Annotated in this window: 11 protein-coding genes and 2 pseudogenes; 10 read left to right on the forward strand and 3 right to left on the reverse strand. The window is 74.0% G+C overall.

The window, feature by feature from the left end:
* Positions 1 to 94: 94 nt before the first annotated feature.
* The 8 genes and pseudogenes from ABZY57_RS27825 to ABZY57_RS27860 form a co-directional block, all read left to right on the forward strand.
* Positions 95 to 451, forward strand: a pseudogene (locus ABZY57_RS27825) (CoA-transferase); the annotation flags it as partial.
* Position 452: 1 nt separating this feature from the next.
* Complete coding sequence (locus ABZY57_RS27830; protein WP_356516489.1) at positions 453 to 1130, forward strand: CoA transferase subunit B; 678 nt, start codon at positions 453 to 455, stop codon at positions 1128 to 1130.
* 230 nt (positions 1131 to 1360) lie between these two features.
* Entirely contained in the window at positions 1361 to 2590 is a 1230-nt protein-coding gene (locus ABZY57_RS27835) for a hypothetical protein (protein WP_356516491.1), read from the forward strand.
* A 380-nt stretch (positions 2591 to 2970) separates the two neighbouring features.
* Positions 2971 to 4389, forward strand: a complete 1419-nt coding sequence (locus ABZY57_RS27840) for a PHB depolymerase family esterase (RefSeq protein ID WP_356516493.1) — start codon at positions 2971 to 2973, stop codon at positions 4387 to 4389.
* 208 nt (positions 4390 to 4597) lie between these two features.
* Positions 4598 to 6019: a tannase/feruloyl esterase family alpha/beta hydrolase gene (locus ABZY57_RS27845; RefSeq protein ID WP_356516495.1), complete on the forward strand. Its 1422-nt coding sequence runs from the start codon at positions 4598 to 4600 to the stop codon at positions 6017 to 6019.
* A gap of 122 nt (positions 6020 to 6141) precedes the next feature.
* On the forward strand, positions 6142 to 6909 hold the full coding sequence (locus ABZY57_RS27850) for a 3-hydroxybutyrate dehydrogenase (RefSeq protein ID WP_356516497.1): 768 nt from the start codon (positions 6142 to 6144) through the stop codon (positions 6907 to 6909).
* 131 nt (positions 6910 to 7040) lie between these two features.
* On the forward strand, positions 7041 to 7700 hold the full coding sequence (locus ABZY57_RS27855; protein WP_356516509.1) for an NAD(P)H-dependent oxidoreductase: 660 nt from the start codon (positions 7041 to 7043) through the stop codon (positions 7698 to 7700).
* An 81-nt stretch (positions 7701 to 7781) separates the two neighbouring features.
* On the forward strand, positions 7782 to 9227 hold the full coding sequence (locus tag ABZY57_RS27860) for a glyceraldehyde-3-phosphate dehydrogenase (protein ID WP_356516499.1): 1446 nt from the start codon (positions 7782 to 7784) through the stop codon (positions 9225 to 9227).
* A 54-nt stretch (positions 9228 to 9281) separates the two neighbouring features.
* Here ABZY57_RS27860 and ABZY57_RS27865 read toward each other — a convergent pair whose 3' ends face one another.
* Positions 9282 to 10949, reverse strand: coding sequence for a helix-turn-helix transcriptional regulator (locus ABZY57_RS27865; protein WP_356516501.1), 1668 nt, complete (start codon positions 10947 to 10949; stop codon positions 9282 to 9284).
* 709 nt (positions 10950 to 11658) lie between these two features.
* A pseudogene (locus ABZY57_RS27870) lies at positions 11659 to 12681 on the reverse strand (hypothetical protein); the annotation flags it as partial.
* A 48-nt stretch (positions 12682 to 12729) separates the two neighbouring features.
* On the opposite strand from ABZY57_RS27870, the gene ABZY57_RS27875 reads away from it, so the two are divergent.
* Positions 12730 to 14490, forward strand: coding sequence for a putative Ig domain-containing protein (locus ABZY57_RS27875; protein ID WP_356516503.1), 1761 nt, complete (start codon positions 12730 to 12732; stop codon positions 14488 to 14490).
* A gap of 175 nt (positions 14491 to 14665) precedes the next feature.
* On the opposite strand, the gene ABZY57_RS27880 is transcribed toward ABZY57_RS27875, so the two are convergent.
* Positions 14666 to 15994: a CoA transferase gene (locus ABZY57_RS27880; protein ID WP_356516505.1), complete on the reverse strand. Its 1329-nt coding sequence runs from the start codon at positions 15992 to 15994 to the stop codon at positions 14666 to 14668.
* Between the two features lie 211 nt (positions 15995 to 16205).
* Here ABZY57_RS27880 and ABZY57_RS27885 point away from each other — a divergent pair, with 211 nt between their 5' ends.
* Positions 16206 to 17144, forward strand: a complete 939-nt coding sequence (locus ABZY57_RS27885; RefSeq protein ID WP_356516507.1) for an ion transporter — start codon at positions 16206 to 16208, stop codon at positions 17142 to 17144.
* The last annotated feature ends 575 nt before the right edge of the window (positions 17145 to 17719 follow it).

The following is a 17719-nucleotide window of genomic DNA, read 5'->3' on the forward strand; positions in this document are numbered from 1 at the left end:
CTTGCCGGGTCCGGCCGGCCGGGGTGCGCGGTCCGTCGCGGACAGCGGGAAGAGGGCTCCGCCCGGCCGGTCGAGATTGCCGGTCAGGATGTTCATGGCCTCGCCGCCCAAGGAACTGCGCAGCTGGGGCGGCCGGGAGTACCTCCTGGAGGAGGGCATCAGCACCGATTTCGCCCTGGTGCGGGCGGCGGCCGGGGACCGGCACGGCAACCTCGTCTTCCATTCCTCGGCACGCAATTTCAATCCCCTCGCCGCGATGGCGGGGCGCGTCACCATCGCCGAGGTGGAGGAGCTGGTCGAGCCGGGTGAGCTCGATCCGGACACCGTCCACCTGCCGGGCGTCTTCGTCCAGCGGGTGGTCCGTGTGCGTCCCGGCGATCCGGCGGCGGAGCGGCGCGTCGAGCGCCGCACGGTCCGGACGGCCTTCCTCCCCGAGCAAGGCGGCATGTGACATGGCTCTGACGCGTGAGCAGATGGCGTCCCGCGCCGCCCGCGAGCTGACGGACGGCACGTACGTGAACCTGGGGATCGGTTTGCCGACCCTCATCCCCAACCACCTGCCGCCGGGGGTCGAGGTGGTGCTCCAGTCGGAGAACGGAATCCTCGGCGTGGGCCCGTACCCGGCGGCCGACGGGGTGGACCCGGACCTGATCAACGCGGGCAAGGAGACGGTCACGGTCCGGCCGGGGGCTTCGTTCTTCGACTCCGCGCTGTCCTTCGGCATGATCCGCGGCGGGCACGTGGACGCGGCCGTGCTGGGCGCCATGCAGGTGTCGGCCTCGGGCGACCTGGCCAACTGGATGATCCCCGGGAAGATGGTCAAGGGGATGGGCGGCGCGATGGACCTGGTGCACGGCGCGCGCAGGGTGATCGTGCTCATGGAGCACACCGCCAAGGACGGCACGCCGAAGCTCGTGGAGCGGTGCGCGCTGCCGCTGACCGGGCGGGGCGTCGTCCACCGGGTCATCACCGACCTCGCGGTCCTCGACATCACCCCGGAGGGATTCCTGCTCCGCGAACTGGCACCCGGGGTCTCCCTGGACGAGGTCCGTACGGCGACGGGGGCGGAGCTCGCGGTGGCCGTGGCGGCGGAGGCCGTGCCGGGCACGGCCGGGCACGAGGCGCGCTGAGCACGGCTCGGTCCGTGCGGCGCGTCCATGAACTTCGCCGCCGGTCACGGCATTTCAGGAAGCCGCCGAGGGTGTCGTCGGCCCCACGAACACCCCTGTGCATCCCGCGCAACGCCCTGGCGGGAAATCGCCGGGGCAATGGCCGCATTGCGGCTGGGGCAGGAGGCGCGGCCCTCCCTACCGTTCTGCGCAGTGCGGTCCCGCGCCCGCGGGGCCGATGAGGGGGACAGGTGAAGAACGTAGTTCGACGTTCCATTGCCCTCGCGGGAGCGCTCGCGCTGCTCCCGCTGATGTCGATCTCCGCAGAAGCGAAATCCCCGGGCCCTCTGTCCGCGGACAAGGTGGCGGCGATGACCCCGGAGCGGCAGGCGGAAGTGCTGGAACCGCTGCGGGTCGCCGCCGACGCCGCGGCCCAGGTGGGCCAGGGCGAGCGCGCCGACGTCTACACGCAGGTCGAGATGGCCTCCGACTACCGCTCGGTCCATGTGTATCTCACCGATGTCCGCCGGGGCCGGGAGTTCCTCTCGGCCGTACGCCGGACCAATCCGGAAGCCGACACCCGGCTGATCAAGGTCGTCCAGGGCAAGAAGTCCCGGCAGCAGCTGAAGGAGGAGATCAACGAGCTCACCGAGCGCACCGACCTGCCCTTCAAGGTCTCCCTCGCGGGAACCTCGGCGGACGGCGGCACCATCGAGCTCGCCGTGGACGACCCGGGGGCCGCGCAGGGCTACCTGGCCTCGCCGGCCGTCGCGGAGCGCCGTAGCGCCGCCTCGGCCACCCCGGTCGAGGTCCGGCAGGCGCCCGCGGCCACGCCCCTGACCCGCTGGAACGACAGCGCGCCGTTCTACGCGGGTGCCGCGCTCGGACCGGCCTTCGGCGTGCAGTCGAACTGCACGAGCGGGATCCCGGCCGTCAGCACCTGGGACGGCCGCCAGTGGCTGGTGACGGCAGGCCACTGCTACAACGTCGGCAACAGCGTGTGGGCGGCCGGCGGCAACTACATCGGCCGGGTCGAGTTCAAGAGGCCCGAGCTCGACGCCGCGTTCATCGAGGCACCCACGAACCGGTACACCTGGGACGGTACCGACGCGACCGGCTACACCCGCTACCTCAACGGGGTGCGCAACGTGGCGGTCGGCGACTTCACCTGCCAGCTCGGCTACAACTCCAAGGTCGTCTGCAACATCCGTACGGTGTACGCGGGCAACGCGAGCTGGAACATCAACGGCACCACCGTCTGGGGCAGTTACGGCGTGCCCCACTACGGCGGAGTCGTCGCCCGCGGCGGCGACAGCGGTGGCCCGGTGATCTACATCAACGACCCGAACTCCCGGCAGCTGAACGGCATCGTCAGCGCGGGCTGGGGCTGCGACGCCAACAAGGTGTGCAGCACGGGAATGGCCTGGGTCGACGTGTGGTCCATCTTCAACGGGTTCGCCATCAAGCTGAACCCGTCCTGAGCGCGTCCTGGTCCCACCTCGATCCGGTGGGCCACTAGCAGCGGGCGGGAGCTCCCGCAACCCTCGTGGACCGCTCAAGCGGGGGTCCGACTGTGGCGCTCCGCGCCATGCCGCCGCGGGCTGAGCCGCTCCTACGGTGGCGGGCATCGCGGGCCCCGGACGACGGGTCCGCGCTCTGCCCGCCGCCCCAGGGAGCCGCCATGTCCTCGCGCAACAGATCATCCGACACCCGGACCACCGGCCGACGGCGACCGCCCGGGGGGACCTACGGAGGGGCGCAAAGACAGACGTACGGTCAGACGTACGGTCAGACGTACAGGCGGTCCCACGGACGGTCCTACGGGCGGACGCGCCGGGCCCTCGTACGCCTGCTCGCCCTGGTGCTCCTGGTCGTCGGCGGCGTGCTGGCCGGGCCCCTCTCCCCCGCCGTCGCTGCCGTCGCGCTCCAGCGGGTCACCGGGTTCGGTGCCAATCCGGGGCAGCTCACCATGTACGTGTACCGCCCGGCCTCGCTCCCGGCCGCCCCGGCCGTGGTGATCGCCCTGCACGGCTGCGCGCAGAACGCCCAGACCTACGCCGACAACTCCGGACTGCCCGAACTCGCCGACCGCCACGGGTTCCTGGTGGTCTTCGCGGAGACGACCTCCGCGAACAACCCCAACAAGTGCTTCAACTGGTTCCAGGCCGCGGACAACCGGCGCGGCCAGGGCGAAGCCGCCTCCGTCCGGCAGATGGCCGCCCACGCCGTCTCCGCCTACTCCGCCGACCCCGCCCGCACCTTCGTCACCGGCCTGTCGGCCGGCGGCGCCATGACCTCCGTGATGCTCGCGGCCTACCCGGACGTGTTCGCGGCCGGGGCGGTGATCGCCGGGCTGCCCTACGACTGCGCCAAGGGCAGCAGCCCCTACACGTGCATGAACCCCGGCGTGGACAAGTCACCGGCCGCATGGGCCCGGTTGGTCCGCGACGCGTATCCGGCGTGGACCGGCCCGTGGCCCCGCGTCGCGATCTGGCAGGGCGACGCCGACACCACCGTCGTCCCCCGCAACGCCGACGAGCTGCGCGACCAGTGGACGGCCGTGCACGGGCTCCCGCAGACCCCCGCCCGCACCTCCGTCATCGGGCCCGACGCGACCCGCCAGGAGGAGTACCCGGCCGCCGACGGCACGGTGGCCGTCGAGGTGGACCGGGTCCCGGGCATCGGGCACGGCACCCCGGTCGATCCTGGCTCCGGTCCCGCGCAGTGCGGGCACACGGGGGCGGCGTACTTCCTCGCCTCGATCTGCTCCGCCCACTGGATCTCGAAGTTCTTCGGCCTGGACGGATCCACGACCGATCCCGACCCCGGTCCCGGCACCCTGCCCGCGCCCTCCGGTCTGGCCGCCTCCGCCGTCGGCGACACCGCGGTCACCCTCACCTGGGACCAGGTGCCGGGCGCCACCGACTACGCCGTCCACCGGGACGGGGTCCAGGTCGCCACCCCGGCCGCGCCCCCGTACACCGACGGCGGCCTCGCCCCCGGCACGGGTCACACCTGGACCGTGGCGGCCCGCGACGGCGCGGGAACGCCCGGGGCCCGCTCCGCGCCGGTCACGGCGAGCACGACCGGCGCGCCCGCGGCGTGCTGGAAGGCGAACAACTACCAGCAGGTGCTAGCGGGCCGGGCCACGACCGACGGGAGCTACGCGTACGCCAAGGGCTCGGGCCAGAACCTGGGCCTCTACAACCTCTACGTCACGCACACGCTGAAGGAGGCGCCCGCCGGCTACTTCGTCATCGCCGACGCCGGCTGCCCCTGAACCGCCCGCCCGCCCGACCGCCCGACCGACCGCCCGCCGGTCCGCCCGCCATGGCGCCCGCCTCCACCCCGGGGCCCGCGAACATGGCGGGCGCAGCCGTGTCCGCGCCCCGGCGGCGCGCCGTAGCCTCCGGCCCAGTCCCCCGATCCCCCATCCCCGTATCCCCTGTCCCGTCCCCGTCCCCGTCGCGCCCTCTGGAGGCTCTCCCGTGCCACCGGCCATCCGTTCCGTCACCACCACCGCCACCGCGGCCGTCGCCCTCCTGGCCTCGGCCCTGCTGGCTCTCCCCGCTCCCCCGGCGGCCGCCGGCGGGGCCGACACGCACTGCGCCCGCCTCGCCCGCCTCCACGTCCCGGGAGCGGAACACCAACAGGTCGACTGTCTGGCCGAGTTGACGACAGCAGGCACCGTGGCCTCCGGGCACACCGATCCGGCCGACTGGGCCGGCCTCACCCCCAAGGACCTGTCCGTCCCCACCGGGGTGCCGGGCATCCAGATCGACGGCTACTTCCCCGACACCGCCGCCCCGGCCGCCGCCCCCAACACCAACCACGGCTGGAACCACGACGCGCAGTTCGTGATCCGGCTGCCCGACCGCTGGAACGGCGGACTCGTCGTCGCCGGCTCCCCGGGCGTGCGCGAGCAGTACGCCAACGACCGGGCCATCGGCGACTGGGTGCTCTCGCGCGGCTACGCCTTCGCCGCCACCGACAAGGGCAACACCGGGGCCGCCTTCCACCGCGACGGGCAGGCTCCCGGGGACGCCGTCGCCGAGTGGAACACCCGGGTCACCGAGCTGACCCGGGCCGCCCGCGCGGTCGTCGCGCAGCGCTACCGCCGCGCCCCGGACCGCACCCTCGCGACGGGCATGTCCAACGGGGGCTACCTGGTGCGCTGGCAGCTGGAGAACCATCCGGAGCTGTACGACGGCGGGGTGGACTGGGAGGGCACCCTGTGGCGGGCCGACGGCCCCAACCTGCTGACCTTCCTGCCCCCGGCGCTGGCCGCCTATCCCACCTACGCGGCCGGCGGCCCGCAGGCCGGGCAGGCGCACGAGGCGATGCTCGCCGCCGGTTTCCCGGCCGGCTCGGAGTTCCTGTGGCCCTTCCACCACAGCTACTACTGGGACCTCACCCAGCGGATCTACCGCGAGGAGTTCGATCCGGGCTTCGACGGTCCGACCGAGGCCGGGACCCCCTTCTGCGCGCCCGGCACCCCGGCCTGCGACGCCGACTACGCCTACGCCGAGCGGCCCGCGGAGGTCCGCCGCGCCGTCCAGCGGATCGCGCTCACCGGCCGGATCGGCAAACCGCTGATCACCCTGCACGGCACCCTCGACGTCCTGCTCCCCATCTCCCGGGACTCCGACGTCTACGCCGAGATGGTCCGCCGGGCCGGCCGCGGGGGCTTGCTGCGCTACTACCGCATCGAGGGCGGCACCCACGTGGACTCGCTCGTCGACGCCTTCCCCGACCGGCTGCGCCCCCTCACCCCCTGCCACCGCGCCGCCTTCACCGCGCTGGAGGACTGGATCGGCCGCGGTGTGCGGCCACCGCTGGGCCACACCGTCCCCCGGGATCCGTCGGCCACCCCCGCGGCCCTGCTGACCAACTGCCCGCTCGACGCCTGAGGACGCCCGCGCCCGGCCCCGTACGCCGCCGGCCCGCATGGTGGCCGTCTCCATACGGACGGCACCGAGTGTGGGGTGCGGCACCGTGGGCGTCGCCCGCGGCCCTCCCTACGCTTCCGGCCATGACGAGCGAACTTCCTTCCCCCACCGGTCTGCTCCGGCGCGTCGCCCTGGTGACGGGCGGCGGCAGCGGCATCGGCCGGGCGTGCGCGGTGGCCCTGGCCGAGGCCGGGGCCACGGTGCACGTGGTCGACATCGACGCGGCGGCGGCCAAGGCCGTCGCCGACCTCGTCGGCGGGCACGCCCACACCGCCGATCTGGCCGACCCCGCCGCCATCGGGGAGCTGCCCGCCGCCGTCGACATCCTGGTCAACAGCGCCGGGCTCCAGCACGTCGCCCCGATCACCGAGTTCCCGCCCGAGCGCTTCGCGCTGATCCAGCAGGTGATGGTCACCGCGCCCTTCCTGCTGCTGCGCCACGTGCTGCCGCACATGTACGCCGCCCGCTGGGGCCGGGTGGTCAACATCTCCAGCGTCCACGGGCTGCGCGCGAGCGCGTACAAATCGGCGTACGTGGCGGCCAAGCACGCTCTGGAGGGACTGAGCAAGGTCACCGCGATCGAGGGGGCCCCGTACGGGGTGACCAGCAACTGCATCAGCCCCGGCTACGTCCGCACCCCCCTGGTCGAGGGGCAGATCCTGGACCAGGCCGCCGCCCACGGCATCGACGCCGGGGACGTGCTCTCCGAGGTGCTGCTGACCCGGTCGCCGATCAAGCGGCTCATCGAGCCCGAGGAGGTCGCGGCGACCGCCGTCTGGCTGTGCGGTCCGCACACCGGCTACGTGACGGGCACCTCGCTCCCCCTGGACGGCGGCTGGAGCGCCAACTGAACCCGTCCGGGTGACAGCCCGTGCGCCGCACCGCGGGGAGCCCCGGCGGGTCCCGTACGGTCCCGGACGTGACCGATGCGAACCAGCCCCAGAGCCCGAAGTTCCCGACGGATCCGGCCGCCCCGGATCCGCTGAACGTCACCACCGGTCCCGACGCGCTACGGGTCCTCGTCCTCGCGGGGTCCTCCCGCGAGGGCTCCGTGAACGCCCGGCTGGCCGCGCTCGTCGCCGGTCAGGTCGAGCGGTCGGGAGCCGTCGCGGACCTCGCCCGGATCGGGGACTTCGTGATGCCCACCTACGACGGTGACGACGAGCAGGCGAACGGCCAGCCCCCCGGGTCCGCCGACCTGCGCGAGCGGCTGCTGGCGGCACAGGCCCTGGTGATCGCCTCGCCGGAGTACAACGCCTCCGTGCCCGGCGTGCTGAAGAACGCCGTCGACTGGGTGTCCCGGTTCCGGCCGCAGCCCTTCAAGGACAAGCAGACCCTGCTGGTGTCCGCCTCCCCGTCGATGGTCGGCGGGAACCGCGGGCTCTGGGCGCTGCGGGTCCCGCTCGAACACCTCGGGGCCCGGGTGTACCCCGACATGTTCAGCCTTGCCATGGCGCACTCGGCCTTCGGCGAGGACGGCGAGCTGACCGATCCGGGCCTGCGCGAGCGGCTGGCCGACACGGTGGACTCCTTCCTCGCGCTCGCCGAGGCGGACACCCGCTACCTGTGCCTGCAGCGCCGCTGGTACGAGTTCCTGGGCGACGAGAGCAACGCTCCCGTGACCCAGCGCGCGGAGGGGTGACCGCCTGCTCAGGGGGTGCTTGAAGGAGCGATCCGCGCGCGGGTTAGCATATGAGCGCCGCCTAGCTCGAAAGATAATTCTGTGACTGTCAATGACGACTCGTTCACCAACTGGAAGAACCGCGAGAAGATCGCGGAGTCGATGATCCCGATCATCGGAAAGCTGCACCGGGAGCGGGACGTCACGATCCTCCTGCACAGCCGCTCCTTGGTGAACAAGTCCGTGGTGAGCATTCTCAAGACCCACCGTTTCGCCCGCCAGATCGACGGCGAGGAGCTCTCGGTCACCGAGACCCTGCCGTTCCTCCAGGCGCTCACCACCCTCGACCTCGGTCCCTCGCAGATCGACCTCGGCATGCTCGCCGCGGCGTACGCGACGGACGACCGCGGTCTGTCGGTGGAGGAGTTCACCGCCGGCGCCGTCGCCGGCGCCACGGGTGCCGACAAGATCGAGCGCGGCGAGGGCCGCGACGTGGTCCTCTACGGCTTCGGCCGCATCGGCCGCCTCGTCGCCCGCCTCCTCATCGAGAAGACCGGTTCCGGCAACGGCCTGCGCCTGCGTGCCATCGTCGTCCGCGGCGGGGGTGAGGCTGACCTGGTCAAGCGTGCCTCGCTGCTGCGCCGCGACTCGATCCACGGCCAGTTCCAGGGCACGATCACCGTGGACGAGGCGACCAGCACGATCATCGCCAACGGCAACGAGATCAAGGTGATCTACGCCAACGACCCGTCCGAGGTCGACTACACGGCGTACGGCATCAAGAACGCCATCCTGATCGACAACACCGGGAAGTGGCGCGACCGCGAGGGGCTGTCCAAGCACCTGCGCCCCGGTGTCGACAAGGTCGTCCTGACGGCTCCGGGCAAGGGCGACGTCCCCAACATCGTGCACGGGGTCAACCACGACACGATCAAGCCGGACGAGCAGATCCTGTCCTGCGCCTCCTGCACCACCAACGCGATCGTCCCGCCGCTGAAGGCGATGGCGGACGAGTACGGCGTTCTGCGCGGCCACGTGGAGACCGTCCACTCGTTCACCAACGACCAGAACCTGCTGGACAACTACCACAGCGCCGACCGCCGCGGCCGTTCCGCGCCGCTCAACATGGTCATGACGGAGACGGGTGCCGCCTCCGCCGTCGCCAAGGCGCTGCCCGACCTCAAGGCCCCGATCAGCGGCAGCTCGATCCGCGTCCCCGTCCCGGACGTCTCGATCGCCATCCTCAGCCTGCGTCTCGGCCGCGAGACCACCCGCGAAGAGGTGCTCGACTACCTCCGCGACGTGTCGCTGACCTCCCCGCTGAAGCGCCAGATCGACTTCACCACGGCGCCCGACGCGGTCTCCAGCGACTTCATCGGCTCCCGTCACGCCTCGATCGTCGACGCGGGCGCCACCAAGGTCGACGGGGACAACGCGATCCTCTACCTCTGGTACGACAACGAGTTCGGCTACTCCTGCCAGGTCGTCCGGGTCGTCCAGTACGTCTCCGGGGTCGAGTACCCGACCTACCCGGCGCCGGCGGCCTGATCCCCCAGGCCCCGTAGGACCGGTTGTACCGGACGCCCCCCGAGTGACCCCCGGTCACTCGGGGGGCGTCCGTGCGTCCTGGCCCGGGGCCGCGGCGGCGCGGGCCGCCGCGAGCTGGGTGCGCGAACGGACGCCGAGCTTGCGGTAGACGCGGCTCAGCATGCCCTCGACGGTCTTCACCGAGATGAACATGTGCTGGGCCGCCTGCTGGTTGGTGGCCCCCTGGCAGATGAGGTCCGCCAGGCGCGACTCCGACTCGGTCAGCCTGCTCGCGCCCGGTGCCGGGCCCGCGGCCGGAGCCGGTCCGCCCGCCCGGTCGAGCAGCTCCCGGGTGAGCTCCTGCCAGGGGCGGGCGCCGGTGTCGTCGAAGACGGCCCGGGCCGCCTCCCAGGCCGCGCGGGCGGCCGCCTGGCGTCTGCGGGCCCGTTCGACCCGGCCCAGGGCGAGGAGCGTACGGGCCTGCTCCAGGGGCAGGCCCAGCCGTTCGAAGGCGGACGCCGTGCGGTGGAGCAGACCGCTCGCCTCCTCCACGGCGCCGCCGCGGGCCAGCAGGATCCCGCGGGCCCGATCCAGCGCCGCCCCGGGCCCGGAGTCGGCGCCTGCCGGACCCGGGGCGGGCCGGGCGCGCTCCAGCAGTGCGCGGGCCAGGTCGAGCCGGCCCGCGCAGGTGTAGGCCTCCACGGCGTCCGGCTGCCAGCGGAACATGCCCGGGTCGGCGAGAGGGACGTGCCGCTCGGCCTCGGCGACGGCCGCGAGCGAGACCACGGCGTCGGCCACGTCCCCGGTGTGCAGCTGGACCGCGCCCATGACCCAGAGGTTGCGCGACACGTACAGCCCGTCGCCCTCCTCCTGCGAGGCGCGGGCTCCGCAGGAGGCGGTGCGCAGGGCGGCCGCGAAGGATCCGGCGGCGCTCTGCGTCAGCGCGGCGGTGTACCAGGCCGGGCCCATGGACAGCCCCGCCCCGGTGGACAGCCGTACGGCCCGATCGGCCCACGCGAGGGCCTGGGCGCAGGCCCCGAGCCGGGTGTCGACCTCGGCGAGGCTGCGCCAGACGTCGACCAGGTCCTCGGCGTCGCCCTCGTGCTCGGCCAGCGCGAGCAGCTCCACGAGCCGCTCGCGCGCCTCGGCCAGCCGGTCGTCGAAGACGGCGTGCCGGGCGGCGAGGTACTGGGCGCTGTTGCGGATGCCGGAGTACTGGGCCGGGATCCCCAGGGCGAGGGCTTCCGCGAGGGTGCCCGGCGCGTCGGGGGTGCCGAGGACGCGTTCCATCCGGGCCCGCATGGTCAGGGCGGCCGCCTGCAAGGGGCGGTGGCCGCCGGCGGCGGCGAGTTCGGCGGCCCGGCCCGCCGCACGCAGGGCCCGCTCGGGAGCCGCGTGCGCGACGTTGGCGGCGATGGCCGCGCGCAGCTCGACGGCGGCGAGCAGGTCGGGGTGGCCCGCCGCCAGTTCCCGGCAGCGCGCGAGCAGCGGCTCCAGATCGGAGATGGCCTGGCCGTGGGCGTCGACGACGGCGAGGAGTGCGGTGACCTGGTCGGTGGGCTCGGCCCTGCTGGCGGTCAGGGCGTCGGCCGCCTGCCGGGCGATGTCGACGGAACCGGCGCAGGCCGCCTCCTGGGCCGCGTACGAGAGCCTGCGGATGCCGCAGGGCCGACCGGGCCGGCGGGGTGATCTCGGCGGCGAGCAGGAACAGCTCGGCGGCCAGGGCCCGTTCGCCGGCCTCACGGGCGGTGGCCGCCGCGGCCTCGGTGTCCTCGGCCAGTGCCTGGTCGGGCAGGTCCGCGGCCAGGGCCCGGTGGCGCACCTCGTGGACGGGGTCTCCGACGGCCCGCGCGAGCGTCAGGTGGGCGGCTGCCCGCAGGGGCCCGAACCCGGAGCGGGCGGCCGCCCGGGCCAGGGCCGCCGCCGTGAAGTGGACGGCGCTCGCCGGGTCCACGCTCACTATCCCTGCGGCCCGGGCCTGGGCCAGGTGCTCCTCGGCGTCCTGGCGGCCCGCCCGCAGGAGCAGCGGAAGCGAGGGCCGGCTCGTCAGGGCGGCGAGCATCAGGGTGTGCCGGGCGGGCTCGCCGAGGGTGGCGCGCAGCCAGGCTCCGGCCGCGTCGACCGTCTGCTCGGTCATGGCGGGCCGGCGCCGTTGCGAGGCGGGCCGCCGCGCAAGTGCCGTACAGGACACGGAGGTCAGCAGGGGGTGGCCGCCGCAGTGGCTCTGCAGGGGGCCCGCCCAGCGCGTGGGCAGGCCGTGCGCGTCGAGGAGCGCGGCCGTCTCCTCGGCGTCGAGCGGGTCCACGTCGACCTGAACGGGGTGCCCGCCGAGCAGCCGGGCCGCGGACTGCGCCCGGCCGTGGACGCGTTCGGTGACGATCGCGGCGAGGCCGGGTGCGGCGAGGGTGCGCAGGGCGTAGCCGAGGACGTCGGCACTGGCCGGGTCGAGCCATTGGGCCCCGTCCACGGCCAGGATCCAGCGGCCCGAGGCGAGCAGCGCGGTCACCGCGAGGCGGGCGGGCAACTGCTCGGAGGCGGCGAGCGGTTCGTCGGCGCCCCGGTGCAGGATCCGGTCGACCACCTCGTTCTGCCTGCCGGAGAGCATCGCGAGGTGGGCCGCGCCGCAGTGGGACAGCATCTGGGCGAGCGCGCCGAAGACGTGGTCGCGGTCCTCTTCGACGGTCGCGACGCGCAGCACCGTCCACCCGGAGCGGTAGCCGGGGCCGGACCCTGCACCAGGGCCGCGGCCGGGGCCGGAGGGCAGGGTGCGCAGCACGTCCTCCAGGACGGTGGTCTTGCCCGCGCCCCAGGGGCCGGCGAGCGCCACCCGCCCGTCGCGCTCCAGCACGCCGGCCGCGTGGGCGGCCGCGTCCGAGACCGTACGCCGGGCCCCTGCGCCGGGCGCGGGGTGGTCCAAGTCAGTGTCTGGCGTCACGAGGAGGCACCGTAGGCGGCGGCGGTTGCCGTGACAACGCCGGGTGCCGCGGGGCTGGGGGATCAAGGGTTTCCCCTGATGCCAAGGGGCGGCGCTCCCGGCGATGGTGGTGCGACGGCGGGCCGTCCGCGCTCCGGGTACGGGGTGGCAGACCCGGAGCAGCACTGCCCCTCCACGGGAGGAGCGGGGGCGTGGTCCGGACGGCTCGCCGCACCGCGTGTGGGGCCCGGCGGTGGGGCCCGACGGGTGCCCGGCGCGTCGTACGCGCGCGCCGGCACGGGCCGCCGTACGCCCACACGCGCGCCGCGTCCACACGCGTGGGCGCCGGCCGCGCCCCGTGGCGACAACTCGGCTGAAGACGAAGCCGGTTGGGGTGGGTCGAGCCGAGTCTCCCTCGCGGTCGGCAGCAAGGGATTCCTCCGATGCTCCCGACACCGGCCCGGGATCACTCTGTTGGCCACCCCGGAGTGCGCCGACGCGGCTCCCCGCGATGCGGGCTCCGGGGAGGTGAAGGGTCCCGTGCTCCCCCACGGGACGCACATCCGTACCGGCCTACCCCTCCGGTCCGCCCCCCATGAAGGGATTTCCGTGCGAAATCTTCCCCACAGGTCCAAGTGGGCCTCCGTCACGGCCGCCTCCGTCACGGCCGTCGTGACGCTCGGCGGCCTGGGCGTCCTGCCCGCACACGCCACCGTGGCCGCGCAGCCCGGACCCTCCGTGTCCCCGCAGGTCCTCGAGGCCATGCAACGCGATCTCCACCTCTCCGCCGGCGAGGTCCGCGACCGCATCGCCGACGAAGCGGCGGCGGGCAAGGCGGCCACGCTCATCCGGGGCCGGATCGGCGACCGGGTGGCGGGCATGTGGTTCGACTCCTCCACGGGCCGGCTGAACGCGGCCGTCTCCGACGAGGCGGACGCGGCGCTGGTGCGGGACGCGGGCGCCGTCGCCCGGCCGGCCCGCTACAGCCGGGCCGAACTGGACGCCACCGCCCGGACCGTGACGCGCGACATCGGGTCCGGGATCGCGGGCGTGGTGTCCTGGGGTCCCGACGTCCGGAACAACCGGATCGACGTCACGGTGGACCGGACCGCCCGCAACGCTTCCACGGACGCCTTCGTGGCACGTCTCGCCGCCCTCGGCGCCATCGTCCACGTCACGGAGACCTCCGACGGCCCTCGGCAGCAGGCCGACGTGACCGGCGGCGACAAGTGGGTGCCGGGCAGCGAGAGCCCGTGCTCCATCGGCTTCGCCACCACCCGGGTCACGGGGGGCGCCAAGACCTTCCTGACGGCCGGTCACTGCACGAACGACGTCAACCAACCCGCCTACGGCAAGGACGGGACCCGCGTGGGCACGTCCAACAAGGACGGGCAGAGCAGCATCAACGCCCGGGAAGGCGACATGGGGGTCGTCGACGTGGACCAGTCGGGGTGGAACCTCTCCCCGTACGTCGCGGGCGACTCGACCCACACCGCCATTGCCGTCACCGGCTCGGCCGACGCCGTGGTCGGCACCGCGGTCTGCCGCTCAGGGCAGACCACGGGCATGCGGTGCGGCGAGGTCACCAAGGTCAACCAGAGCGTGGACTACGGCAGCGTGGTCATCGACGGCCTGTCGTACTCCAACGCCTGTTCCGCCGGCGGCGACTCGGGCGGCGCGTACGTCACCGCGACCGGCGGCAAGGCCGTCGGCCTGCACTCCGGCGGTGGCAGTGCCACCTGTACGTCGGGCAGCGGCGAGAAGTTCACCATCTTCCAGCCCGTGGTCGAGGCCCTGACCAGGTTCAACCTGGCCCTGGTCGTCACCACCCCACAGCCCGGCAACGTCACCGTCGCCGCGGTCTCGGCCCAGACCGGCGTCATCGGCGCCCGGATACCCGAGCTGCGCAACAGCGCCGAGGGCGGCACGGCCCCCTACACCTGGTCCGCGACGGGCCTGCCCGCCGGGCTGGCCATCGCCTCCTCGACCGGCACCATCACGGGCACCCCCACCTCGGCCGGAACCTCCCACGTGACCGTCACCGCCATCGACAACGCGGGCAAGACCGGCTCCACCTCGTTCTCCTGGACCGTCAGCACCGTCACGGGCACCAGCCCGGTCCTGACGAACCCGGGCAACCAGGTCGTCTACATCGGCAAGCCGGTCACCCTCTCCCTCCAGGCCTCGGGCGGCACCAAGCCGTACGCCTTCAAGGCCACGGGGCTGCCGGCCGGCCTGAGCGTCAACGCGGCCACGGGTGTCATCACCGGCTCGCCCACCACCTGGGGCTTCGGCGGCAGCACCCTCACGGTGACCGACGCCGCGGGCAAGTCCTCCTCGGTCAACGTGACCTGGAACGTCTACTTCTAGTCCGCCGGTCTGCCAGTCCGCTGTTCGGACCTGCCCGATCTGCCCGATCGACCTGATCGGCCACGGCCGCCTCCACACCCCCAGGGGGACCGTCGGCACCACCCGGCGGGGCCCCGGCCAGCACCCTGGCCGGGGCCCCGCCTCGGCGCGTGCCCCGTGGCTCCGCCGCCCGGGCTCAGAGCCAGGCGGGACGGTCCGTCCCCCAGCGGGAAGGTCCCCGCTCCCATCCGCGGCCCCCGAGAGGTGAGGCCGCGTACCGCAGCGGCCCGTATCCGGATGCGGTCTCGCGCAGCCACGGTTGCGGGGCGTACCCCGGTACGGCGGCGCCCACCCCCGGGACCTCCCGGACCAGCCACGACGCCGTCCCCGCCAGGGAGAACCGCAGGGCCTGGCCACCGCCCTCCGCGAGCGCCCGCAACACCCCGGCTGCCGCCAGGTACCCCGTGCCGTGGTCCAGCGCCTGCGCCGGCAGCACTCCGGGGCCGCGCGCGTCGCCGCAGGCCGCGGAGATCCCGTACCCCGCCTGCACGAGCGAGTCGAAGCCCCGGCGTCCCGCCCAGGGGCCCTGCCACCCCCACGCGCACAGCTCGGCCACCACCAGCCCCGGCCGCCGTGCGAGCAGTTCCTCCGCGCCCAGCCCGTACCGCTCCAGCGCCCCCGGCCGGTATCCCGTCACCACCACGTCCGCCCCGGCCAGCAGCCCGTCGAACACCGTCCGGTCCCCGGCCGTCCCCAGGTCGAGGAGGGCGGAGCGCTTCCCGAATCCGGTGTCCGCGTAGGCGTCGTCCGATTCCGGGAGGCCCGGGGAGTCGATCCGCAGGACGTCGGCGCCGAGCAGTCCGAGCGTCCTGGTGGCCACCGGCCCCGCGATGACCCGGGTCAGGTCGAGTACCCGCACCCCCGCCATCGGCAGTGCCGTGCCGGCTGCGACCGCCGCGAGGGGCCGCCCGCGCAGGCCGGAGGGGGTCCGTTCCACGAGGGGGTGCGGCGCGCCGTACCCCGCCGTCATCACGGCCACCGCCAGCCCGCCGGCCGCGTAGACCTCCTCCTGGACGTCCACCGCCCGCCGCCGGGCGATCGCCCCGGCGACGCCCTCCCGGGTCCCGGCTCCCAGAACGCGCACCAACGCGGCCTCGTGGTGAGGATAGTTGGCGTGCGTACGCACCCACCCGTCGGCGGCCCGCCAGAAGCCGGACAGCGGCGCGAACGTCACGGGCGCGCGTCCGTCGACCAGCAGGTGCCGCTCGCTGACGAACGCCGTGGCCACGGCCCCTTCGTCGACCAGCAGGGGAGCCACGTCGTCCGGACCGCCTCCGGCCCGTACGGCGGCCAGTTCCGCGGCGGCCAGCGCGCACGCGCCCACCGTGGCCCGCGCCAGCTCCCGTACGGGCAGCGGACCGTCCGCCAGCCCGCTCGGCCCCCGGTAGCCGACCCGATCCGCCAGCCCCTCGGGGCCGCCCAGCGCGGCCCATGCCTGCCCTGTCCCACCGTCACCACTCGTCATGCGCCCATCCTGCCCGCCGCGCCGCTGGCCCGGGCGGGGCGGGGGCCGGTCCCCGATCGGGCGATGTAGCACTCCAGGGCGTCTCGAATCCCCCCGTACGGCGTTACACGACCCGGAACATGAACATCGCCTCGGCTGCCTCGTCTTCCGTCGCGGCGCAGCCGGCGCGTGCGGGTCCGGGGGCGGCCGGTGGCCCGTACGAGGGAGCACGATGACCGACCCGACCGCGGGGGACACCTGGCGTGGAAGGCTTGCCGCGCCTTGCCGTGACGTGTGCGAGGCGCCCGCGTTCTCGCTCACCGTTTTCGCGGTGATCCTCTTCAACGCCGCACTGCTGGGGGCCGAGACGTACAGCGGCCTCTCCTCCGAGTACAGCGGCCTCCTTTCGGCGACCGAGCGCTTCTGCGTGATCGCCTTCACCCTGGAGATGCTGATCCGCCTCGGCGCGCACGCCGACCGGCCGAAAGCTTTCTTCCAGGACCCCTGGAACATCTTCGACCTGCTGGTCGTCTCCTCGGCCTTCATCCCGTTCCTCCGGGAGAACACCACGCTCCTGCGGCTGCTGCGCCTCGCCCGCGTCCTGCGGACCGCCCGGTTCATGCCCCAGCTGCGGGTCCTGCTGGTCGCGGTGGGACGCAGCCTGCCCGGCACCGTCAGCTTCCTGTTCGTGGGCGCGCTGATCGTCTACGTGTACGCGATGGTCGGCTGGATCTGCTTCGCCGAGCACGACCCGCAGCACTACGGGTCCATCGGCCGGGCCGGGCTGACCCTGTTCCTGCTGATGACGCTCGAAGGGCTCGGGGACGCCGTCCACGCGGGGCTGGCCATCTCCCCGCTGAGCATCCTCTTCTACGCCTCCTACGTGCTCTTCGCCTCCTTCGTCCTGGTCAACGTCCTGATCGGCGTGGTCCTCAACGCCCTTGAGGAGGCGCGGGAGATGGAGGACGAGGCCGAGAAGGAGGAGAAGCGGTCCCTGCTCCTGGCGAAGCAGTCGGCACCGGACGCCGCCGACGAGCTCCTGCTGCGGATCGCCGCGGTGCGCAGCGCGCTCGACGACATGGAGACCCAGCTCGACGCCGTGCACGCCACGTCGGCGGCGGTGGCAGCGGCCTCCGCTCCGCCGGCCCACGCCTCGGCGGGCGCAAGGTAGGACCGGCGGGGCGGCCGGACCGGTGGGACGCGTCGGACCGGTGGGACGCGTCGGACGTCTCGGACCTGTCGGACGTCTGGTGCTCGGGCGCGAGGTGGGGAGTCCCGTCCGACGTCCGTGGGTGCCCACCTGGCCACCGCTTCGGCCTCGGTGATCTCCACTCCGCCCGGGGGCGGTTCTGCGGTCATCGGGCCAGATCAGGAGAAAACCGCCGGATGCCCGTGGGGACCGTGGCCCTCGGGGCATCCGGCGGCGTGGCGGCACCCCCCGGGCCGCCGCCTTCTCGGTGATCACCCGAGGATGAGCTCCGCGCGCACGCGTGGGCGCGCGCGGATCACCCCCGTACGGACCACCGGGTCTCGTGTCCCGTCAGAGCGGCCGGGAGGGCTGGTCGCGCCAGAAGTCGCATTGGTGCTCGGCCGCGAACGCCCGGTCGACCCGGTCGCCCCCGGGCGCCAGCGTCAGTACCGTGCCGCCCGGTCCGGGGGGCGGGGCCCGGGGGGGGGGCGGGGGCCCCGGCCCCCCGGCCGGGGGGGGGGGGGGCCCCGCCCGCGCGGAAGTCGACGGCGCGGGGC

It is taken from the genome of Streptomyces sp. NPDC006450, from assembly GCF_040612195.1.
Taxonomy (GTDB): Bacteria; Actinomycetota; Actinomycetes; order Streptomycetales; family Streptomycetaceae; genus Streptomyces.